Annotated in this window: 21 protein-coding genes; 18 read left to right on the top strand and 3 right to left on the bottom strand. The window is 65.8% G+C overall.

What is annotated here, in order from left to right; genetic code table 11:
• Positions 1–11: 11 nt before the first annotated feature.
• Positions 12–1,121: a MinD/ParA family protein gene (locus A5747_RS17710; RefSeq protein WP_083700532.1), complete on the top strand. Its 1,110-nt coding sequence runs from the start codon at positions 12–14 to the stop codon at positions 1,119–1,121.
• A 6-nt stretch (positions 1,122–1,127) separates the two neighbouring features.
• Here the strand turns inward: A5747_RS17710 and sigI are convergent, their stop codons facing one another.
• A complete protein-coding gene (sigI, locus tag A5747_RS17705) occupies positions 1,128–2,012 on the bottom strand; it encodes an RNA polymerase sigma factor SigI (protein WP_076126584.1) in 885 nt (294 codons plus the stop codon).
• A gap of 113 nt (positions 2,013–2,125) precedes the next feature.
• Between sigI and A5747_RS17700 the strand changes: the two genes are divergently transcribed.
• On the top strand, positions 2,126–2,962 hold the full coding sequence (locus A5747_RS17700; RefSeq protein WP_076126582.1) for an NAD(P)H-binding protein: 837 nt from the start codon (positions 2,126–2,128) through the stop codon (positions 2,960–2,962).
• 26 nt (positions 2,963–2,988) lie between these two features.
• Positions 2,989–3,429: a nitroreductase family deazaflavin-dependent oxidoreductase gene (locus tag A5747_RS17695; protein ID WP_076126579.1), complete on the top strand. Its 441-nt coding sequence runs from the start codon at positions 2,989–2,991 to the stop codon at positions 3,427–3,429.
• A gap of 107 nt (positions 3,430–3,536) precedes the next feature.
• Here the strand turns inward: A5747_RS17695 and A5747_RS17690 are convergent, their stop codons facing one another.
• Both A5747_RS17690 and A5747_RS17685 read right to left on the bottom strand, forming a co-directional pair.
• Positions 3,537–3,818, bottom strand: coding sequence for a WhiB family transcriptional regulator (locus A5747_RS17690; protein WP_076126577.1), 282 nt, complete (start codon positions 3,816–3,818; stop codon positions 3,537–3,539).
• Positions 3,819–4,201: 383 nt separating this feature from the next.
• Complete coding sequence (locus tag A5747_RS17685) at positions 4,202–4,498, bottom strand: WhiB family transcriptional regulator (protein ID WP_076126574.1); 297 nt, start codon at positions 4,496–4,498, stop codon at positions 4,202–4,204.
• A 347-nt stretch (positions 4,499–4,845) separates the two neighbouring features.
• Between A5747_RS17685 and A5747_RS17680 the strand changes: the two genes are divergently transcribed.
• From A5747_RS17680 to A5747_RS17610, 15 genes are all read left to right on the top strand, one after another.
• A complete protein-coding gene (locus A5747_RS17680; protein WP_233148078.1) occupies positions 4,846–5,655 on the top strand; it encodes a transcriptional regulator in 810 nt (269 codons plus the stop codon).
• A 141-nt stretch (positions 5,656–5,796) separates the two neighbouring features.
• Positions 5,797–6,111, top strand: a complete 315-nt coding sequence (locus tag A5747_RS17675) for a type VII secretion target (protein ID WP_076126572.1) — start codon at positions 5,797–5,799, stop codon at positions 6,109–6,111.
• 60 nt (positions 6,112–6,171) lie between these two features.
• Positions 6,172–7,416 (top strand): EspA/EspE family type VII secretion system effector, encoded by a 1,245-nt coding sequence (locus tag A5747_RS17670; RefSeq protein ID WP_076126569.1) that lies wholly within the window; start codon positions 6,172–6,174, stop codon positions 7,414–7,416.
• Positions 7,417–7,671: 255 nt separating this feature from the next.
• Positions 7,672–9,033 carry an EspA/EspE family type VII secretion system effector gene (locus A5747_RS17665; RefSeq protein ID WP_142245635.1) on the top strand — a complete coding sequence of 454 codons (1,362 nt, stop codon included), beginning with the start codon at positions 7,672–7,674 and terminating at the stop codon, positions 9,031–9,033.
• A gap of 66 nt (positions 9,034–9,099) precedes the next feature.
• Positions 9,100–9,414 (top strand): ESX-1 secretion-associated protein, encoded by a 315-nt coding sequence (locus A5747_RS17660; RefSeq protein ID WP_076126563.1) that lies wholly within the window; start codon positions 9,100–9,102, stop codon positions 9,412–9,414.
• A 94-nt stretch (positions 9,415–9,508) separates the two neighbouring features.
• The gene (locus A5747_RS17655; RefSeq protein ID WP_076126560.1) at positions 9,509–10,873 is read left to right on the top strand and encodes an EspA/EspE family type VII secretion system effector; all 1,365 of its coding nucleotides are present in this window, start codon (positions 9,509–9,511) and stop codon (positions 10,871–10,873) included.
• Between the two features lie 250 nt (positions 10,874–11,123).
• Positions 11,124–11,963: an ESX secretion-associated protein EspG gene (locus A5747_RS17650; protein ID WP_076126557.1), complete on the top strand. Its 840-nt coding sequence runs from the start codon at positions 11,124–11,126 to the stop codon at positions 11,961–11,963.
• Between the two features lie 40 nt (positions 11,964–12,003).
• Positions 12,004–12,606, top strand: coding sequence for a hypothetical protein (locus tag A5747_RS17645; protein ID WP_076126555.1), 603 nt, complete (start codon positions 12,004–12,006; stop codon positions 12,604–12,606).
• A complete protein-coding gene (eccA, locus tag A5747_RS17640) occupies positions 12,603–14,324 on the top strand; it encodes a type VII secretion AAA-ATPase EccA (protein WP_076126552.1) in 1,722 nt (573 codons plus the stop codon). The genes A5747_RS17645 and eccA overlap by 4 nt, the downstream gene beginning before the upstream one ends.
• Positions 14,325–14,327: 3 nt before the next feature.
• Positions 14,328–15,776: a type VII secretion protein EccB gene (gene eccB / locus A5747_RS17635; RefSeq protein WP_076126550.1), complete on the top strand. Its 1,449-nt coding sequence runs from the start codon at positions 14,328–14,330 to the stop codon at positions 15,774–15,776.
• Complete coding sequence (gene eccCa / locus A5747_RS17630) at positions 15,773–18,013, top strand: type VII secretion protein EccCa (RefSeq protein ID WP_076126548.1); 2,241 nt, start codon at positions 15,773–15,775, stop codon at positions 18,011–18,013. The genes eccB and eccCa overlap by 4 nt, the downstream gene beginning before the upstream one ends.
• Positions 18,010–19,764 (top strand): type VII secretion protein EccCb, encoded by a 1,755-nt coding sequence (eccCb, locus tag A5747_RS17625; RefSeq protein ID WP_076126546.1) that lies wholly within the window; start codon positions 18,010–18,012, stop codon positions 19,762–19,764. The genes eccCa and eccCb overlap by 4 nt, the downstream gene beginning before the upstream one ends.
• 253 nt (positions 19,765–20,017) lie before the next feature.
• Positions 20,018–21,214, top strand: a complete 1,197-nt coding sequence (locus A5747_RS17620) for a PPE family protein (RefSeq protein WP_076126544.1) — start codon at positions 20,018–20,020, stop codon at positions 21,212–21,214.
• Positions 21,215–21,303: 89 nt separating this feature from the next.
• Complete coding sequence (locus A5747_RS17615) at positions 21,304–21,606, top strand: WXG100 family type VII secretion target (protein WP_076126542.1); 303 nt, start codon at positions 21,304–21,306, stop codon at positions 21,604–21,606.
• 43 nt (positions 21,607–21,649) lie between these two features.
• Positions 21,650–21,937 (top strand): WXG100 family type VII secretion target, encoded by a 288-nt coding sequence (locus A5747_RS17610; RefSeq protein ID WP_076126540.1) that lies wholly within the window; start codon positions 21,650–21,652, stop codon positions 21,935–21,937.
• Positions 21,938–22,401 lie beyond the last annotated feature (464 nt).

The following is a 22,401-nucleotide window of genomic DNA, read 5'->3' as shown; positions in this document are numbered from 1 at the left end:
TCCCCGCAACGATCCGCCCCGCCCGCCCGCCGGCCCCCCCCCCGCGCCCGCAGCCACCGCCCGCGTCGCCGCCACGCACGCCCGTCGCTGCCCCGCCGCGCGGACAAGTCGCTCCCGCCGCGCCCGCGCGATCCACCTCGCCACCCCAGCAGCCGGCGCCGCCCGCCGCGCCACCCGCTCCGATACCGCCGCGGACGCCCGCAACGGAACTGCCCGACCGCGGTTGGCGACGCGTCCTGCGGCTGATCACCTTCGACCTCATCAAGCTGGGTCCGTCGGCCACGCAGCGCCAAGAGGCTCAGTTCGAGGCAACCATCCGGGCCGGCCTGCACGGCAATTACAAGGTGGGCGTGCTGGGCAAGGGCGGTGTCGGAAAGACGTCGGTCGCCGCGAGCGTCGGATCGCTGTTCGCCGAGCTCCGTCCCCAGGACCACGTCGTGGCCATCGACGCCGACACCGCATTCGGCCGGTTGAGCAGCCGGGTCGATCCGCGTTCGACGGCCTCGTTCTGGGAGCTGACGTCGAACAAGAACCTGCGATCCTTCACCGACGTCATCGAGCGGGTCGGGCGCAACTCCGCCGGGCTGCACGTGCTCGGTGGGGAGCCGGCCTCGGGCCCGCGCCGGGTTCTCGATCCGGCGATCTACCGTGAAGCCGCGTCGCGGCTGGACCGCCACTTCACGATCTCGGTCATCGACTGCGGCTCGACCATGGATTCGCCTGTCACTCAGGAGGTGCTGCGCGATCTGGACGCCCTGATCGTGGTCTCCTCGCCATGGGCGGACGGCGCCTCCGCCGCCGCGCGGACGCTGGAGTGGCTGTCGGATCAGGGCCTGGCCGGTCTCTTGCACCGCACGCTGGTGGTGCTCAACGATTCCGACGGCCACGCCGACAAGCGCACCCGGGAATTGCTGGCCCGCGAATTCATCGAGCACGGACAGCCGGTGGTCGAGGTGCCCTTCGATCCGCATCTACGGCCCGGCGGCGTCATCGATGTGAGCCATCAAATGGCGACGGCGACGCGCCGCAAATTTCTACAGATAGCGGCAACGGTCGCAGGGTATTTCGCGGCGCGGCCGGAGCGGCCACGCGATCGCCGCCGGGACGCGGACGAGAGCTGACCAGCGCTACGGCTGTTGAGCAACCCCGGCGCGGGCCGACGGATCGGCGATCGCCTCGATCTTGGTGACGAGCCGCCCGCGGATGGTCAGCACGATGGCGGCGAACAGCCGGCGTTCGGCGAAGGCCAGCAGTACCGGCTGTCCGGCCGGACCACTCACCACCGTGACTTCCGGCCCGAGGTAGCGCATCAGGTTGGTGGCCACGGCGCGCGGCCCGTGATTGACCTGCGGGGGCGGCGCCGGGTCGGCGAGAACGGTACCCACGCCCCAGACCGTGGGGTCCAGTACGGCGGTCAGCGCGGCGATGTCGCCGTTGGCGCACGCGGTGATGAACTTTTCGGTGACGAGCTGGTGCTCCGCCGAGGCCACCTCGCTCAACTTCGGTTGTGCCGTACTGAATTTGGCTCGTGCCCGTCGCGCCAGCTGGCGGCAGGTGCCGGCCGGGCGGCCCACCGTTTCGGCGATCGTGTCGAAGGGGACGCCGAACACGTCGTGCAGCACGAACGCGACGCGCTCCCCCGGGCTGAGCCTGCGTAAGACTTCCATCAAGGCGCTGCGAACCTCGTCGTCGAGAGTGACGCGGTCGGCCGGATCGACGGACCGCGGTTCGGCCGGTTCGGCGTCGGCACCCTCGCGGGCCGGGCGGCTCAAGCGCTCGTAGCGCGACCGCGCCGAGCGCACCTGATCCAGGCAGAGCCGGCTCGTGACCACCGTCAGCCAGCCGCGGACATCGTCGAGCTGGTCGACGTCTTCGCGGGACAGCCGCAGAAAGGCCTCCTGCGCAACGTCTTCGGCGTCACCGACGTCTCCGAGTATCTGGTAGCCGAGATTGATCAGATACGGGCGGTGCTGGCGCCACGCCTCGGTGATCTGGTCGTATGACTGGTCCATGAATCTTCGACGATCTGATGCGGCAAAAAGTTACAGATTCCGGCTGTAACTTTCCCATCTTCCGCCCCGTCCTTGGTGAAAAGCAGTCGCATCACACCGGAAGGAACCACATCATGACGATCGTCGTAACCGGAGCCACCGGCAACCTCGGGCGGCCCCTCGTTGCCGAACTCGCCGCGGCGGGCGCCCGAGTGCGGGCGGTCACCCGCACGCCCGACGCGGCAGGGTTTCCGTCATCCGTCGACGCGGTCGCCTCGGCGGCCGACGCGATAGCGGGAGCGTCGGCGGTATTCCTCAATTCCCGTGCGCTTGGGGCGGAGTTGCCCGATGTGGTGGCCCAGTGCGTGGCCGCCGGGGTCACCAAGCTGGTGGCACTGTCGGCCATCAATGCCGACGACGATTTCTCCCGGCAACCGTCGCGCTTCCGCGGTGACCGCAACAAGGAGGTCGAGCAGCTCGCGGTCGATTCCGGCCTGGCGTGGGTGAGCCTGCGCCCCACGGTCTTTGCGACGAACTTCGCCGGCATGTGGTCGGCGCAGATCCGCGCCGGCGATGTGGTTGCCGGACCGTACGCCGCGGCCTCGACCGCGCCGATCGTCGAGGCTGACATCGCGGCCGTCGCCGCGCGCGCGCTGCTCACCGATGAGCTTGTCGGGCAGCGCATTCCGCTGACCGGTCCGCAGGCGTTCACCAACGTGGAGCTGGTGAACGTCATCGGCGCCGTCCTGGGCCGCCCACTGCGATATCAGGAAGTTCCGGCCGACGTGGTGCGGCAACGGTTCATCGGCCTGGGTTTCGGCGCCGAGTTCGCCGACGCCTACACGTCCATGCTCGCCGAAACGCTCGACAAGCCCGCCCTTGTCACCCACGACGTCGAGAAGATCCTGGGCCGGACGGCGACCACGTTCGCGCAGTGGGTGTCGGCGCACCGCGGCCTGTTCGCGAAATAGATCCGCAAAGAGATAGGAGCACTCAGATGTCACAACCGCGTCCGCCGCGCTACCTCAAACCGATGAACAAGATGATGATGGCGGTGCAACGACTCGGCATACCGACCGGCCCCGCAATGGTGCTGACCGTGCCCGGCCGTAAGTCGGGCCAACCGCGCAGCACCCCGATGACGCCGTTCGAGTTCGAGGGCGGCCTCTACGTGGTGGCTGGTTATCCGGGCTCCGACTGGGCGGCCAACGCCCGCGCCGCGGGCACCGGCACACTGGCCCGGGGCCGGCGATCGCGGCAAGTCAGGATCGTCGAACTGAACGCCGACGAAGCGCGCCCGGTGCTGCGGGCATTCCCCGCCGAGGTGCCGGTCGGGGTGGCGTTCGCAAAGCGCTCGGGAATGGTGCGCGAGGGCTCGGCCGACGAATTCGAGGCATTGGCAGGCCAGCTCGCCGTCTTCCGATTCGAACCGGCTTGACCGACGTTTCTTACAAACCCAAACAGCGCGAGAAATCTCCTAGATTTCTCGCGCTGTTGCGCTTCCCGCCGCCGACCCCTCGAAATTCGGCGGCCGCTGCGCACGGGTTAAGCCGACTTTGCGGTTTCGCGCAGCGGGTATCCGTTGCGCTCGGCCAGGGATCGCAGCTGCCGCAAGGCGAAGGCCCGGGGCCGGCCCGATTCCGGAATGACGACGCCGGCCCACAGGCCTTCCGCGCCCGGAGACTCGACGGCCTCGCGCGCACACAGCCACCGGCGTGGGCAGGCTCGGCACAGGGCGATGGCTTCGGCGTCGGGGGCTGACGTCCAGCGGTCAGGGTCCCGCGTGCACGCGCCGAGCGGGATGTTGAAGAGAGTTGTTGCGGTCATGTCGCTCGTTCCTCCAGAAGCGTTGCGGTCCTCCGTGCTTATGTTTCGATACGGTATAGCACTAACCGCTGCAATGCAACAGTTCGGTATCGAGGTTACATCGCTAGTGCTACTGTTGCCGTTTCAGTATCCACGGGCTCGCTCGCCGGAACGTGGGGCGGAACTGCGACGGATATGGCGTTCGGCCTGCGGATTCGTGTCGTCCCTTACGTTCCGCTCTATCGGCGGTCGGGGCAGCGACAAACCGTAGCGCCGCCCAGAAGTTGCCCCGCAGCTGACCCGTCGCGCTCCGGATTCTGCGAGCTACCGTAGCGCCTTGGGCATGGCGGGCGGGCCCGCGCCTCAGCGGTCGGCGACCCGGTCGGCAGCCGTTGCCGTGCGGTTTAGGCCGGCCTGGCGGACACCTTGTGGTCGCGCACAGGGAATCCGTGATTTTCCGCCAACGATCGCAGCCTGCGCAACGCGAACGTCCTGGCCCGGCCGGTTTCAGGGATCACGACTCCCGCCCACAGCCCTTCCGCACCCGGCAGCTCGCAGGCCTCGCGGGCACACAGCCACCGCCGCGGGCAGGCGCGACACAGCACTTTGGCCTCGTCGTCGGGAGCCGTCGTCCATCGATCGGGGTCTCGCGCGCAAGCGCCAGGCCAGAATCCGTACTCAGCTGTCGCGGTCGTGGGCATACGTACCTCCAGAGAGCAATCGCAGTGATGCGATCAGTGCCCCCCGAAGCCGTAGCAGCGCGTTCGCGCTGCTACGGTTTCAGATCCCGCATGTTTCTGTAGTTTGCGCTTCGACCCGGCGACACCGCAAGTAGTTCCTTGGGAACGGCTGTTGGCGCCCCGCCGTCCGGCGCAACTCGAGTCACCAGCCGAGCCGTAGCACCGGGACGGTTGCCTCAGCGGTGGCCCGTAGGCGGCCGGCTGCATTGCGAGTGAAAACGTAGCGTCCGGTGTAGGAACGAGTCAGTGCGACGGTTAGACTCGTAACGGCGGAAGGCCCGCCCCGCGAGCCGAGGGATTCACCGCAAATGTCCACCGTCGAGTCGACTGCCCCGCCGCAGCACCCGGGTGGGTCGGACAGCAACGGCGCCAACTCCCGGATCAACGAACCGGATCCCGGCGTGGTTCGGGCCGGGGCGGCCGCGGCCGCGCGCCGTCGTGAACTGGGCATCAGTCAGCGCAGTCTCGCGGCCGACGGGATCATCAATGCCGGCGCACTCATCGCTTTCGAAAAGGGCCGCAGTTGGCCGCGTGAACGAACCCAAGCGAAGCTCGAGCAGGTACTGCAATGGCCCGCCGGAACCATTGCCCGGCTCCGCCGGGGGCAGGCCGGCGGAGCCGACGTCAAGCTGGAAGCGGCCGCGCCCGACGCCCGCGAGGCTGTCACACCGGCCGCACACTCCGACGCCCCGACGTCGTTGATCGCGCAGGCGATCGTTGCTGCGGTGGACGGCTGCGGCCTTGCGATCGCCGCGTTGCCGCCGGCCGCCGATCCAGAGTTCATCGAGCGGGCGACGCCCATCCTTGCCGATCTGCGCCAGCTCGAGGCGATCGCCGTGCGAGCGACTCGCATCAGCCGGATTACTCCCGAACTGATCAAGGCGCTGGCCACGGTGCGCCGGCATTACGACGAACTGATGACGGTCGGCGCGGGCGCACCGGGCGCACCGCTTGCGCAGCGTCTATATGCGGCCCGGCAGAGGGCGAACCTTTCCACCCTGGAGACCGCGCAAGCGGCCGGCGTGGCCGAGGAGATGATCGTGCGCGTAGAAGCCGATGAAGCGGTGCCCGCCGACGTCGCGGACGCGATCGAATCGCTGATCAGCCACATCCACTAATCCGCCCGTCGGGCTGAAATATTCGTGCACCGACCATGGTCGCAGCGGCTTTAGGCTCGATACAGCGCGACCGCGGCACGTACAGGCCACCGCCGGAGCACGGCGAAACAGGGCCGTCGCGGCGGGTAGGGGAAGACACTCATGACGGATTTACATGTCACAACGTCATACCTAGAAGAACTGGCGGATAAGCACACCGCCTCCTCGGCCGACGTCGAAGAGGCGGACAAGGCAACTTCCGGGATCGGGTCAACAGTCTGGATCAGCCACGGTGTGATCTGCGGATTCGCCAACGCCGCGGTGGCCGAGGCCCAGGCCGCCCGCAGCGCCGCGAATGGCGCCATCAGCTTCGTCGGTATCGACATCGCCAAGAAGTTGCTCGCCGCGGGCGCCGCATACGACGACACCGACCAACAGGCCGGCAAGAACCTCGGCGCACAGGTGCTTCCTGGTTGACGTCCGAAACGCCACTCCGAGTGCGCAAGTCGCACGAGATCTACGTAAGGGGGCACGGCAGTGGCTTACTTAATAGAGGGCACGAAGCTCATCACAGTCCTGGGCACCGCGGCCAAAGACATCAGCGACATGGACTGGAATGGCCTGGGCCAAAAGCTCAGCTCTCTCGATGTCCGCGCGGCGGCGGGCGTGTTCTCCGACGTCGGTCGACTGACGCGGCAAATAGTCGAAAAATTCGGCAGCGACAAAGTCAAAAAGCTCATGACCGAAGGAACCGTCCCGGGGACGCCGATCATCGACTACACGATTTACGCCATCACCGCCCTGGAGTTGTTGGCCGGCTTCGGAACTCCCGACAAGGGAGACACATTCACGATCGGTAAGGGCAAGTTCGACCTCATCCACGAACGGCTGGGGTCGGCCTTTCCGGACGATCGCTGGCTGGGCGACGGGGCCGAGGCATATGCGGCCCAAAACACCGATCAGCGAAATCGGGCCGCGACGATGGCGGGTATCGACGCCATGATGGCGGACATTCTGAAGCTGGAGGCGAGCCAGGTCATCGACTTGCGCCGGAACATGAAGATAACGAGGGACGGGCTGACCGCGTGTATCGCGATTGCGCTGGCCCTCAAGGCGATTCAGCCGCCCGACGCCGGCGAAAGCCTGTCGATTATGTTCCAACTGGTCGTTTCCCTGGCGGCGCTGGCTGCGGTCGTCGGGTTCCTGGGCCGAATGGTCGAGGATTCGCGCACCAACGCGGATTGCGTACGCGAGGCGGCAGCGAGTTACCGCGAGGTGCAGGCGGCCGCGGTTCCAAAGAGTGCGTCCTTCAACCTGGCCGCCATCGCTGAACCGGGGGAGGCCAGGGTCGGCAACTTCGAGACCCTTTCCGGCGGCGTCTCTGGGACGTCCGCGAAGGGGGCATCCGACGCAGCCAGCGGTTCGGCGGTCCCACGCGCTGATGTCGAAGCTGGCAAGACTGAGTCTCCCGGCGACGGCGAGCCAGTGGCCGCCCAGGGGCCGTCCACGCCGGCACCGACGATGCCCACCGTCGCTCAGCTGATGGCTATGTCGGGCCAAGCCGCAAAGCCGTCCGGACGAACCTCCCGGCAGCAGGTCGCTTCGGCAGGCGAGCGATCCACGCCGGCCACGGCGCCCACCGATGAGTCCCCACCCGCCGCGGACGTCGAAGGTGCCGCCGTGGGCGCACAGGCGGAGCGTGCACCAATCGAAGCCACGGCGGCCGCCGGCGGACACTCTCAGGCGTCCGATCCGGCAGGGCGTAGTGGGCGCACACGTTAATGCAGTGCGTAGTTCAGCGCTCATAACGGCCCAAAGCGAGGTATTTCCAGCCGCCGGCGCGCCCCCATACGCCGCGCTGTGGAAGCCCTTGCCTATCCCAAAAATTCGTGCACTGACCCCTCCTCGGGGGGCGTTACGCTAAACGGGCGGTTAATACGCAGCGCCATGTCAGCTCACGAAGGCGCGCCAAATGCCAGCAGACGGAGGATTCACGCAATGTCGATATTTTCAGTCGCCGCTAGGAGTCTCGCCAGCTTGGCCGGCATCGGACAACAATTCGCCGGCGCGGGCGGCGCAGGCCTAGGTCTAAGCCCCTTCACCGGTGGTGAATTCAGCGCTGAATCTATTGCGGGAAGTGTGACTAGTGGCAGCGGAGACCTGGGCGCCCTCGGGGCTAATTTGTTCACCCAGGACATTGTGAAGAACATCGGCAAGAATATGAACATCCGCGAGAAATCCCTCTTTGAGCGACGCACGTCGGGCAAGGGAGCTCGAACATACGGCCAAGCCCTCAGCATCATTCTTTGGACAATCACCATCGTTGAAGTCCTTGAACTCACCGCGGGGTTCGGACCACCAGCCGAAGGCGGTGACCTCAAAGGCGGCTCGCAACAATTCAGCACGCTTTCCGAGCAGCTGAAATCGGCCCTTCCGACCGACGGCTGGCAGGGTTCGGGTTCGCAGGGCTATGCAGACCTGAACACAGCGTTACAGGACGTCGCGCAGTCGATGGCCGACCTGGACTCGAAGCTCGCACGCCTGGTCGAAAATCAGGCCGAGTGGGTGAACCATATGCGCCTGGGCCTAGGGATATTGAAGGATGCACTGTTCGCGGCATACGTCATCGAGGTGGCCCTAATGCTTGGTGTGCCAGCCCCGATCGGGCCCACCGCGGCCAAGATTTATTCAATTGCGGCCGCCGCGATTGGGATGACTGCCGCCGCAGGCATGATTGGCAACTTGTGCTACTGGTCGTTCGACAATGCCAAACAGGCGAATTCCTTAGCGAGCCAATACGAAGCGCTGATCCCGGCGACGGCGCAAGAGGGTTCGCTGGCTGAGGCGAATGTCGCCGCTGCGGCGCAGTCCTCGGTGTCTAGCTTTGCGGCCATCTCGAGCAGTATGTCGGGGATGTCGGCGTTGCCTGATGTCGCGGCTGTTGCGGCGCCCGCCAGCGCGGCCACTGGGTCTGAGGACGAACGCGCGCCGCTCAGCGCAAAGATGAGTGCCGCTGAAACTGCCGTGGGCGAGGCGCCCCAGACACCGGAGACGCCCGACAAAACGCCGTCCACGCCGCCCGTGACGATGCCCACCTTGGCGCAGCTGTCGGCCATGTCGGGGCAAGCCTCGAAGCTCTCAGGCCAACTGTCGCAACACTCGCAACTCGTCAACCAGGCGATGGGACAGATCCAGCAGCTTGCCCAAATGGGCCAGCAGGGCCAAGGGGCTGCGGCCCCTGCCGAGGAGGCCTCATCCGAAGAGGCCGCGCTCGCCGGTGACGTCGAGGGCGCCGGGGTGGGCTCGAACGCAGCGGGCGCCGAGCGTGCACCTGTCGAGGCCGCGGTGGGCGGCGCCGAATGGGCACGGCAACCAAGTCCAGCCGGGCGCATCGTTTGAGTCCGTGAGGCGCATCCAAAACCGTTGCAAGCCAAGACATACGAGACAAAAAGCTAGGAGAAACCCATGGCCGATGTAGTCGTCACACCCGAGCACCTAGACACACTGGCAACAACGCAGGACAAGGCGTCAACTCAGGCGGCAAGCGCAGCCTCGGCGGCCTCCGACCTCGAAGTCCAGGTGTGGGTGACCCACGGTGTGGCCAGCGGTGCCTCCAATGTTGCGTTTACCAAGGCCGCCTCGGCCCGCCAAGCCGCGGGCGAGGCCATGAGCAAAGGCTCTACGGAACTCGCGAAAAAGCTGCGCACCGCCAAGAACGTTTACCAGAGCACTGACGACGAATCGGGCAAGAACCTCAACAAACAGGTGCTTGACGGGTGACCGGGTCCGATCACTTCGCCGCTCGCCCAGGCATCCTGACCGGATACTTGGTTGTGGCACATGATCTTTCGCGCAACGGCTTAAGGACCCGCAGATGGCTGTAGGTATCCTCGGCGATGCCGCCCGGCTTCTCGCCAGCTTGGCCGGCTTAGGCCAACAGTTCGGCGGTCCCAGCGGCCTCCAAGCCAATTTCGGCGACGGTGAATATCTTGCGTCGAGTGTGACCAGTTTGAGTGGGGACGCTTTGGCCGGTGGGGCCACGATCGGCAAGATGGTTGGTCCTCGACTTTACAACTGGCAGTTAGAGCGTATGACGGGCGGCCTAATGACCGACCGCAACGAAGCAAGGATGAAAAAGGCATCAGACTTTCAGAAGAGCACCTCGCTCATCCTTTGGACGATGACCGTCGTCGAGATCCTCGAGCTGACCACCGGATTCGGCCCGCCTGCCGAAGGGGATGACCTCAAGGCCGGTGCGCACCAATTCAGCACGCTGTCCGCGCAACTGAAGTCGGCCCTTCCGGACAACGACAGCTGGGAGGGTTCGGCGTCGGAAGCCTATGCCGACCTGGACTCTGCGCTACAGACCATGGCAACGACGATGGCTGAGCTGGACAACAAGCTGGCGGATCTGGTCAAGGATCAGGCCGAATGGGTCACGCATATGCGGTTGGGCTTCGGCGTCTTGAAGGATGTGCTGATCGCGTGCTACATCGTCGAGCTGATCATTCAGTTCACGCCTTCCGCAGGACCCGCCGTCGCAAAAATCTTCGCAGGGATTGTTTGCGCCCTTGGGATTGCCGCGGCCCTGAGCTTCCTTGGGACGCTACTCAACTACTCGATAAAAAATGGACAACAAGCGGATTCCTTGGCCAAAGGATACGAGGCCCTCGCGACTGGAACGGTACAAGAGGGTTCGATGGCCGAGGCGACGGTGGCTACCTCGGGACAGTCCACGGTGGGCAGCTTCGACGCGGTTTCTAACAGCATGTCCGGGATGTCCGCTTTGTCCGCGACACCGCCCATCGCGGCGCCGGCCAAAGCAGACAACCGTTCGGAGGACGAACGCGCTCCTCTCGGCTCTCAAATGAGTGCGGCGAGTGGAACTCTCGCGGATGCCAAGCCGGAGACGCCGGATAAGACAACGCCCTCTACGCCGGCGGTTCCTATGCCCACCGTCGGTCAACTGGCTCAAATGTCCGGGCAAGCCTCGAAGCTCTCGGGCCAACTGTCGCAGCATTCGCAACTTGTCAATCAGGCGATGGGACAAATACAGCAGCTCGCCCAGCTGGGCCAGCAGGGCCAGGGGGCCGCGGCCCCCGCCGAGGAGGCCGAGCTTGCCGATGACGTCGAGGGGGCCGGAGCGGGCCTGGGCACGGAGGGTGCCGAGCGTGCACCCATCGATGTTGCAGCCACTGATGCCCAACAGGTTTCGGGCCAGCATGTCCGCGTCCGCTGACGACGCTAGCCCGCAAAATTCCGGCGCGAGAAAGGGCGCCGAACCTCCCCGTTTTAAGCCCAACTAGTGCAGGAAAAACCGGGACGAGTCAAGGCAATAGCGAGTACAAATAACCGTTGAGGAGACTACCCATGGCAGGTTTAGCGGCCAGCAAGGCCGAACAAGCCGCCGCGGTTGCGGCGTGGGTGACTCAGGTCGTCGACGAGGATCTGACCGGAAGCCTCAACAGACGGATGCCTGATCGCTGATCATGTCCGGTCCCCTCGCCACCGGTCCTGCGAGCCTCGTCGACAACGTCGTCGGGGTGGAGGTGACCGTCGACGGCATGTTGGTGATCGCCGACCGAATGCACCTGGTCGATTTCCCGACGGCGCTCGGGATCCGGCCCAACATCCCTCAAGAGGCGTTGCGCCAAGTCGTCTGGGACCAGGTGCAGCGAGACCTGACCGCGCAAGGCGTGCTGGACCATCAGGGCCAACCGCACCCGGCGGTGGCGGCGATGGTCGACACGCTCAGCAGGCCCGACCGGAGCCTGGAGTGCCGGTGGTGGCGGCGTGACCGCGGTGGCGTCATGGTGCGTTTTGTGGTGTGCCGCAAGGGCGAGCGCCACCTCATCGCCGTGCGCGACGGCGACATGTTGGTGCTGCAGGTGGTTGCTCCGCGGGTCGGCCTGGCGGGCATGGTGACCACCGTCCTCGGCCCCGCCACACCCGCCGACGTCGAACCGCTGACGGGTGTCGCAGCCGAATTGGCCGGTTGCACCACGCCTGCCCAGCTGGCCCAGCACGGCGTCGCGCCCGCCTCGGCCCGCACCTACGCCGCAATCATCAACGATCCGAATAGCTGGGTGGAGATCACCGCAACTCAACGCCACGGCGGGGGCACATGCACCCAAACCGACGTCGCCGCCGGTGTTCTCGAGTCGACCCACGGCGGGCTGGTATCGCTGCCCCGCCGGGTCGGCGGCGAGCTATACGGAAGCTTTTTGTCGGGCACCCAAGAAAATCTGCAGCGCACCCTGGACGGCCTCCTGGAGTTTCTCCCGGCGGGCGCCTGGTTTGACTGCGCCGAAGCCTCCAATGGCGGCTGACTTTTGCCACCACGGATTTACCAGTCAGAAAGAAGGAGCCATGCCGCAGTACAACGACCACGATGACCTCGCCGCCCTGGATTTCTCTGCGGCCGCGTCCGGTTCGGACAGCGTCGAAGAGTCCGACGCCCTGGACTTCTCCGTCGCCGACGAGGACGGCGACGAGCCGTCTGCCGTCGATGCATTGCACGAGTACGCGCCGAGCGAGCCCGAAGACTCCGATACCGATCTCGATGCCATCGATTCGCAGACCGGGGCCGCCGAGGAGGAGCAAGAGGTCGACGAGGATGGCGGCGAGCTGTTCACGGTGACCAATCCGCCCGAGACAGTGTCGGTGTCGGCGCTGATGGACGGCAGGACCCAGCGGGTCGAGCTATCGCCGAAGGTGACGAGCATGACCGAATCCGAGCTCGCCGACGAGATCCGCGTCATTGCGGACCTCGCCCGTCAGAAGGGTCTGGCCGCCCAGCACACCTTTCTATTAGGAGACGCTTCCCTGTCGGAAACCATGCGCGAGATGGGGATTGGCGACAACGACGTGGTGCGTGACTTCATGGAGAACGGCATCGGTCTGACGACGCCGGAGCAGGCCGCCGCGGCGCAGGCGGACGTGTTTGCGACCCGATACGCGACCGATAAATGACAGACCATCTGGCCGGTCTGTTCGAAAGCGCGGTCGGCATGCTGCCCGTCTCGGAGACGCGTGCCCTGGAACTGTTCACCGAGATCACCAACTACGACGAGTCGGCCTGCGACGCGTGGATCGGCCGCATCCGATGCGGTGACAGCGAACGGGTGACGCTGTTTCGCGCGTGGTATTCGCGCACGCAGTTCGGGCAGCTGGCCGGGGCCGCTCAGATCTCGATGAACGCCCTGGGCGCCCGGCTCGCGATCGGCGGACTGTACGGAGACATCACCTATCCGGCCAACTCGCCGCTGGCGATCACCATGGGCTTCGCCGTAAGTGAAGCGTCGCAAGGGAATTACGCCGATGCGATGGAGGCCGTGGAGGACACGCCGAGCACAGGGGCGGAGCACCTGCTGTCGTGGGTCAAGGCTGTGATCTACGGCGAGGCGGGGCGATGGACCGACGTGATCGATGAAGTCAGGAACGCCAGCCGGTGGCCCGACGAGTTCCTGGCCGCCGCGGCCGGTGTCGCGCACGGGGTCGCCGCCGCGAACCTCGGATTGTTCACCGAAGCCGAACGCCGACTCACGGAGGCGAACGCCTCACCGGCGGGCGAGGCATGCGGACGAGCCATCGCCTGGTACCTGGCGATGACGCGCCGCGGCCAGGGAAACGAAGAAGCCGCGGTAGCGCTGCTGGAATGGCTGCAGACCACCCATCCGGAGCCCAAAGTTACTGCCGCGCTCAAAGATTCGTCCTATCGCCTCGCTACGACCAGCGCCGAACAGATCTCGGCCCGCACGGACCCGTGGGACGCCGAGACCGTGGTGGCCGATACCTCGGGCCGCGACAAGTTGCTCGTGGAAGCGGAAGCCGAACTGGAGCGACAGATTGGGCTGGCCCGGGTCAAAGATCAGGTCGAGCGCTACCGCGCCGCAACCCAAATGGCGAGGGTCCGTGCCGCCCGCGGCATGAAGGTCGCGCAACCGAGCAAACACATGATCTTCACCGGGCCGCCCGGTACCGGCAAGACGACGATCGCCCGGGTGGTTGCCAACATCCTGGCCGGGTTGGGTGTCATCCCCGAACCGAAACTCGTCGAGACCTCGCGCAAGGATTTCGTCGCCGAATACGAGGGCCAATCGGCGGTCAAGACCACCAAGGCGATCGATCGCGCCCTCGGTGGTGTGCTGTTCATCGACGAGGCGTACGCGCTGGTGCAGGAGCGGGACGGCCGGACCGACCCGTTCGGGCAAGAAGCGCTGGACACCTTGCTGGCACGGATGGAAAACGACCGCGACCGGCTCGTCGTGATCATCGCGGGCTACAGCTCCGACATCGACCGGCTGCTGGAAACCAACGAGGGCCTGCGGTCGCGCTTCGCCACCCGGATCGAATTCGACTCCTACTCCCCCGAGGAGATCCTGGAAATCGCGAAAGTCATCGCGGCATCGAATGACTCGTCGTTGAGTTCGGAGGCGACCCAACATCTGCTGGAGGCGGCGAAGCTGCTGAGCCAGCAGACGGTGCGCGGCAAGGCCGCGCTCGACATCGCCGGCAACGGTCGCTATGCGCGCCAGCTGGTGGAGGCCGGCGAACAATACCGCGACATCCGCCTGACCCGTTCCGGGGACTTCGAAACGCTCGACGAGGACCGCCTGAGCGAAATCAACGGCGAAGACATGAGCGAGGCGATCGCCGCCGTGCACGCACGCCTCAACATCATCGAGTAACACATGGCGGGTCTTCGGCTAACCACCAAGGTTCAGGTCAGCGGCTGGCGCTTTCTGCTCCGGCGCCTGGAACATGCCGTCGTCCGGCGCGACACCCGGATGTTCGACGACCCACTGCAGTTCTACAGCCGGTCGGTCGCGCTGGGCATCGTCGTCTCCGTGCTGATCATGGTGGGCGCGCTGGCGATGGCGTACTTCAAGCCCCAAGGCAAACTCGGCGGCGGCAATCTGTTCGTCGACCGCGCAACGAACCAGCTCTATCTGATGGTGTCGGGTCAGCTGCATCCCGTCTACAACCTCACTTCCGCGCGCCTGGTGCTGGGCAACGCGGCCGAGCCAAAGGCCGTCAAGTCGTCCGAACTCAACAAGTTCCCCAAGGGGCAATCGATCGGCATTCCCGGTGCGCCGTATGCCACGCCCGTTTCGTCGGACTCCTCTTCGGTGTGGGCGCTGTGCGACACCGTTAGTAGAGCCGACACCCGTAGCCCCACGGTGCAGACGTCCGTGATATCGATGCCGCTGGCCATCGACTCGTCGGTGAATCCGCTTCTTCCGAGCGAGGCGCTGCTGGCGTCCTACCAAGGCAAGGACTGGATCATCACCTCCACGGGCCGACACGCCACCGCTCTGGCCGACCGCCCCCTCACCTCGGCGCTGGGAATACCGTTGGCCGCCAAGCCAACACCCATCTCCGCGGCCATGTTCAACGCACTGCCCGACGCCGGATCCTGGCAGTTGCCGCCCGTGCCCGGCGCGGGTGCGCCCAACACTCTCGGCCTACCCAACGAACTGGTGATCGGGTCGGTCTTTCAGGTCCAGACGGTCTTTGGGTCGCAATTCTTTGTGGTGCTACCCGACGGTGTCGCGCATGTGAACGCCAACACCGCATCGGCGTTGCGCGCCAACGAATCCTATGGGTTGGTGGCGATACCGTCGGTGGTCAAGAGTCAGGTCGTCAGGATCCCGGAACGCGAGTTCCCCTCTCCCCTGCCCGACGAACCGATCAAGCTCGTGAACCGGCCGGACGAGCCCGAACTGTGCTGGACGTGGGAACGCAATACCGGCGAGCAGGCGCCCAAGACAGCCGTGGTGACGGGTCGGCATCTGCCGATACCGCCGGCGGCGATGGGCCAAGGCATCAAGCAGATCCAGGGCGCGGCAACCGTTTACGCAAATGGCGGAAAGTACGTGCAGATGCAGTCCCCGGATCCCCGATACGGTGAATCTCTCTACTACGTCGACCCGCAAGGTGTCCGCTACGGGCTGCCGGACCAGCAGACCGCCGGGGCACTGGGCCTGACGTCGCCGAAACCGGCGCCCTGGGAGATCGTTCGCCTTCTGGTGGACGGTCCGGTGCTGTCCAAAGAGGCCGCGCTACTGGAGCACGACACGCTGCCGGCTGACCCGAGCCCCCGAAAGATGCCGGGCGGACCCAACGGAGCCCCCTCATGACAACGAAGAAGTTCACCCCGACCGTCACGCGCGGTCCCCGGCTGACCCCGGGCGAGATCAGCGTCAGCCCGCCCGAGGACCTCGGTGTGGACATTCCGCCGTCGGGTGTGCAGAAGGCGCTGCCCTACGTGATGGGCGTCTGCATGGTCGGCATGATCGCGATCATGGTGGTCACCGGAACCCGGCAGCTCTCGCCGTACATGCTGATGATGCCGCTGATGATGATCATGATGTCGATGGGCATGATGGCCGGCCACGGCGGCGGCGGCAAGAAGGTACCCGAAATCAACGCCGACCGTAAGGAATACCTGCGTTACCTCGCCGGGCTTCGTCCTCGCGTGACGTCGTCGGCCAGCGCCCAAGTCGCGTTCTTCGGTTACCACGCACCGCATCCCGACGATCTGGCGTCCCTCATCGGCACGCCGCGCCAATGGTCACGCCCGGCCAACGCCGACTTCTACGCGGCCACCCGAATCGGCATCGGTGACCAGCCGGCGGTGGACCGGCTGATGAAGCCGTCCGCCGGCGGCGAGCTGGCCGGCCCCGCCGCGGCGCCTCAGCCATACCTCGAGCCGGTCGCCAACATGTGGGTGGTCAAGTTCTTGCGGACCCATGGCCTTATCCATGACTGCCCGAAACTGGTGCAGCTGCGCACATTTCCGACGATCGCGATTGGCGGTGACCCAGCGGGAGCGGCCGGGTTGTTGACCGCGATGATCTGCCACCTGGCCGTGTTCCATCCGCCCGACCTGCTGCAGATCCGGGTGCTCACCGAGGATCCCGACGATCCGGACTGGTCCTGGCTCAAGTGGCTGCCGCACGTTCAGCACCCGACCGAGACCGACGGCGCCGGGCAGCTGCGCATGATCTCCACCCGCCCGGACGGTCTGGCCGATCTGGCCGCCCGCGGCCCGCACACGCCTGATTCGCTTCCCGGCGGCCCCTACGTCGTGGTCGTCGACCTGACCGGAGGCAGGGCGGGGTTCCCGCCCGACGGCAGGGCCGGCGTCACGGTGATCACGCTGGGCAACCACCGCGGCTCGAACTACCGCATCCGGGTGGCCGACGACGGCACCGCCGATGACCGGCTGCCCGGGCAGTCGTTTCGTCAGGTGACGGCAGCCACCGACTCCATGTCTCCCCAACAGGCCACCCGCATCGCGAGAAAGCTGGCCGGATGGTCGATCACCGGAACCGTGATCGACAAGAAGGGCACCGGCATCCAGAAGAAGGCGATGACGGAGTGGCACCAACTCGTGGGTGCCCAGAGTGTCGAGGAAGTGGCGCCGAGCCGTTGGCGGATGTTCACCGACACCGACCGTGATCGCCTGAAGATCCCATTCGGTCACGAACTCAAGACCGGCAACATCATGTACCTGGACATCAAGGAGGGCGCCGAATTCGGCGCCGGCCCGCACGGCATGCTCATCGGTACTACCGGGTCGGGAAAGTCCGAATTTCTACGCACGCTCATCTTGTCGCTTGTGGCGATGCATCACCCAGACCAGGTGAACCTCCTGCTCACCGACTTCAAAGGCGGCTCAACGTTTCTCGGAATGGAGAAGCTTCCCCACACCGCCGCCGTCGTTACCAATATGGCGGAGGAGGCCGAGCTCGTCAGCCGGATGGGCGAGGTGCTGACCGGTGAACTCGACCGCCGGCAGGGGATCCTGCGTCAGGCCGGCATGCAAGTCGGTGCGGCCGGCGCGCTCTCCGGCGTGGCCGAGTACGAGAAGTACCGTGAGCGCGGCGCCGACTTAGCGCCATTGCCAACACTTTTCGTCGTCGTCGACGAATTCGCCGAGTTGCTGCAAAGCCACCCGGACTTCATCGGCTTGTTCGACAGGATCTGCCGGGTGGGGCGGTCGCTGCGCGTGCATCTGCTGCTGGCCACCCAGTCCCTGCAAACCGGTGGCGTGCGCATCGACAAATTGGAGCCGAACCTGACGTACCGGATCGCGCTGCGGACCACCAGCTCGCACGAGTCCAAGGCGGTGATCGGCACCCCCGAGGCGCAGTACATCACCAACAAGGAAAGCGGCGTCGGATTTCTGCGGGTCGGCATGGAAGACCCGGTGAAATTCAGCACCTTATATACCGGCAATGCATACGTTCCGACGGCTCGGGCCGAGACCAACGGCGACAGCAACGGGGCCGCCCCGCAGCCGGGCCCGAAAAAGGTGCGGATCCAGGAATTCACCGCGGCACCCGTCCCCGATGAGGCGGTGGCGCCATGACTGTCGAATCGAAGGGGCGGGCGCTGCGCGAGGTGGTGCTGGAACAACTCAGCACCACCGAGTCGCGGGCGTACAAAATGTGGTTGCCGCCGCTGACCGACCCGACGCCCGTCAACGAACTCATCGCGCGCGATGACCGCCAACCCCTCCGGTTTGCGCTCGGGATCATGGATGAGCCGCGCCAGCACCGGCAGGCAACGTGGGGAGTGGACGTTTCGGGCGCGGGCGGCAACATCGGCATCGGCGGCGCCCCGCAAACCGGGAAATCGACACTGCTGCAGACGATGATGCTGTCGGCCGCCGCCACCCACTCACCGAGACAAGTGCAGTTCTACTGCATCGATCTCGGCGGTGGCGGCCTTATCTATCTGGAAAACCTGCCGCACGTCGGCGGGGTCGCAACCCGGTCGGAGCCCGACCGCGTCATGCGTGTGGTCGCGGAGGTGCAAGCCGTTCTGCGGCAACGCGAAGCAACGTTCAAGGAACACCGGGTGGGTTCGATCGCGGCGTACCGCCAGCTGCGCGAAGACCCGAACCAAGCCGTCGCGGCCGACCCGTTTGGTGACGTCTTTCTGGTCATCGACGGCTGGCCGGCCTTCGTCAGCGAATTTCCCGACCTCGAATCGCAGGTGCAGGATCTGGCCGCGCAGGGGTTGTCGTTCGGCATTCACGCCGTGATCACCACACCACGCTGGACGGAGCTGAAGTCGCGGGTCCGCGACTACCTGGGCACCAAGATCGAGTTCCGGCTCGGCGACGTCAACGACACCCAGATCGATCGGGCCACGCGGGAGATCCCGGCGAATCGCCCGGGCCGGGCGATGTCGTTGGAGAAGCACCACCTGATGATCGGTGTGCCCAGGTTCGACGGTGTGCACAGCGCCGAGAACCTGGTCGAGGCAATCACCGCGGCGGTGAATGACGTTGCGGCGCAACATACCGAGCAAGCGCCCCGGGTACGGGTGCTGCCCGAGCGGATTTACCTGCACGAGCTCGACCCCAACCCGCCCGGCCCGGACGCCGACTACCGCACTCGCTGGACGATTCCGATCGGGGTGCGAGAAGCGGATCTTTCGGTAGCCCATGCGCAGATGTATACGGCGCCACACCTCTTGATATTCGGTGCGGCCAAGGCGGGCAAGACGCGCACCGCCCACGCGATTGCGCGGGCCATCTGCGCCCGCAACAGCCCGCAACAGGTGCGTTTCATGCTCGCCGACTACCGCTCCGGGCTGTTGGACGCGGTGCCCGATAGCCACCTGCTCGACGCCGGCGCGATCAACCGCAACAGCACGACGCTGGACGAAGCGGTCAAAGCCCTGGCGGTCAACCTGCAAAAGCGACTGCCACCGGCCGACCTGACAACCGCGCAACTACGGTCCCGGTCATGGTGGAGCGGATTCGATGTTGTTCTTCTTGTCGATGATTGGCACATGATCGTGGCGGCCGCCGGGGGGATGCCGCCGATGGCCCCGCTGGCGCCTTTATTGCCGGCCGCCTCGGATATTGGGTTGCACATCATTGTGACCTGTCAAATGAGCTCCGCGTACAAGGCGACTATGGACAAGTTCGTCGGTGCCGCATACGGCGCGGGATCGCCCACACTGTTCCTTTCCGGGGACAAGCAGGATTTCCCGTCGCGGGATATCCAAGTCAAGCGGCGGCCCCCTGGCCAGGCGTTTTTGGTCGCACCGGAGGGCAAAGAGGTCATCCAGGCCGTCTACATCGACCCTCCAGAAGAAGTGCACTGAGCACCTCCAGACCGCGGTTACGATTATCCCAGCGCCCAGTAAGAAGCTGGACCTACCGCACGTGATAACGAGCCGAGATGCGTTGTCTATTGGGTTGTTTTGTCGTAATTGAAGAGCTTATTGCGCGCGGCAGTACAGAAGAGGTACGCAAATGCAACAAATGGCAATTAGCCCCGCCGTTACCGGCATTGCCGGCGCGGCCCGCGCCCAAAGATAGCCCAAAAGCACTCGCAAACAAGGGGACTGGATAACCATGTTGTGGCACGCGATGCCGCCGGAGCTGAACACCGCACGGCTGATGGCCGGCGCGGGTCCGGCGCCGATGCTGCAGGCTGCCGCGGGATGGGAAGCGCTGGGCGGTGCGCTCGAGGCGCAAGCCCTGGAGTTGTCCGCCGCGCTGGTCTCCCTGACCGCGTCCTGGACGGGCATGGGCAGCGAACGCGCGATAGCCGCTGCAACCCCGATGGTGGCCTGGCTGCAGACCGCGGCAGGGCACGCCCAGGACCGCGCGATGCGCGCCGCGGCCCAAGCGGCCGCGTACACCACCGCTTTGGCGATGACGCCCTCGTTGCCGGAAATCGCCACCAACCACATCACCCACGCGGTTCTTACGGCTACCAATTTCCTCGGTATCAACATGGTGCCGATCGGCTTGAACGAAACGGATTATTTCGTCCGCATGTGGAACCAGGCCGCGGCCGTCATGGACGTCTATCAGGCGGAGACCCTCGTCAACACGGCTTTCGAGCCGCTTCCCCCGATGAAGCCGATCCTGCAGCCCGGGGTGGGCGAGGCGGTGGCGAACGAAGCATCGGGCAACTTCGCGGCCCTAGGCTCCGAAGCCATCCCCGGGGCGTTGCGCGCGCTGTCGGAGGCGGCGGACGAGATCCCCGAGACCGTCCCGGAGGTCGGCGTGCCGCTCGAGCAGCCGATCACGCCGTCCCTCGGTCAGATAGGTCAGCTCGGCGCGCCGATGCAGCAGCTGATGCAGCCGCTGCAGCAAATGATGTCGATGGCCGGCCAGAACGGAATGGGCGGCGGTCCGGGTGACCATCAGATCGGCGACAAGCTCGGTGGCCTGGGCGACAAGAACGGCGGACAACTGGGGCTGATCGGTGCCAGCCCACTGTCCAACCACCCGTTGGCGGGGGGATCGGGCCCCAGCGTGGGCATGGGACTCATGCACTCGGAAGCGCTGCCCGGCTCGGGCGGCACGGCCGCGCGCACGTCGGTGATGAGCCAGCTGATCGACAAGCCCGCTCCGGCGGTCACACCCGCCGGCGCCGGCGCGGGATCGTCGGCGGTGGGTGGCGCCGCCCCTATGGGCATGGCGGGTGCCGGCGCCGCGCAATCCGGCGCGAGCTCCCGGCCAGGCCTGGCGGCTTCCACATTGCTCGCCCCGCATCCGGACGACATCGACGTCGACCTCGATCACGAGGACGACTGGTGAGCGCCCGCAGTGAGAGACTTCCCGGCCGCCCGGGCCGGAAGACTTGCCATTACTTGGCGAGGACAGGAAACAGGAGAAAGTAGTCCAGCATGGCAGAGATGAAGACCGATGCCGCTACCCTCAGCGCGGAGGCAGGCAACTTCGACCGGATCTCCGGCGAGCTCCAGAGGGTCATTGCGACGGTGGAGTCGACGGGCGGCGAGTTGGCCGGCCACTGGCGCGGACAGGCCGGTGCCGCCGCCCAGCAAGCGTTGGCACGCTTCCACGAAGCGGGCCAAGCCCAGATCAAGGCGCTCAGCGAGATCTCGCAGAACATCCACGGCGCCGGGATCCAGTACTCCTCGGCCGACGAGGAACACGCGAGTTCGCTGTCGTCACAGATGAACTTCTAACCCCTACCCCTTCAGCGATCACAGAGAAACGGAGCAAAACAATATGTCGGAACAGTCGTGGAATTTCGCCGGTATCGAAGGCGGAGCGAGCTCGATCCAGGGAGCCGTCCAGTCCACCCATGGACTTCTTGACGAAGGCAAGAGTTCACTCGCCAAGCTGGCAGAGGCGTGGGGCGGTAGCGGCTCGGAGGCCTACCAACAAGTCCAGCGGAATTGGGACGACACCTCCGCTGAGCTCAATGCCTCCTTGCAGGCGCTGTCACAGCGGATCACCGAGGCCAGTCAGGCGATGGCCCAAACCGAGTCCGGCGTCACTGGCATGTTCACGTAAGACGATGGCGAGCGGCGAAGCACGGGAAAGGGCCACTTCCACCCCAATGGGAGACCCAGGCTCTTCTCGTGCTTCTTCGCGTCGATGAGCTCGAAAGGTTCTGATGGCGGCCGACTATGACCAGCTCTTCCACTCCCTCGAGGGGATGGAAGATTCGGATGAACCCGGCGCGCAGACGGACTTTGACGTCAATGAAACCTCTGCGCCACCGTCTGCGCCACCGTCGGCGGCGCCGACCATGCCACCGAGCCGGCCCGAACCCAACGGCCACCCACTGCCGCCGATGCCGATCGATGTGGCCGAGCAATCGTCTTCCGCCCGAGCCACATCCCCGCCTCCGACGATGCCGGTTGATTGGGAAATGCAACGCCCGCCGGTCCGCACCCCGATGCCCGTCGACCCGCCCCAACAATCACCGCCGGTCCGCACCGAAGCCCCTGCGGTTGAGCCCCCAAAGCCTCCCC

This window comes from Mycobacterium sp. IS-836 (genome assembly GCF_001954275.1).
Classification (GTDB): domain Bacteria; phylum Actinomycetota; class Actinomycetes; order Mycobacteriales; family Mycobacteriaceae; genus Mycobacterium.
Note: the sequence above shows the minus strand (reverse complement) of the source record. Positions and strands in the feature narration are given on the sequence as shown.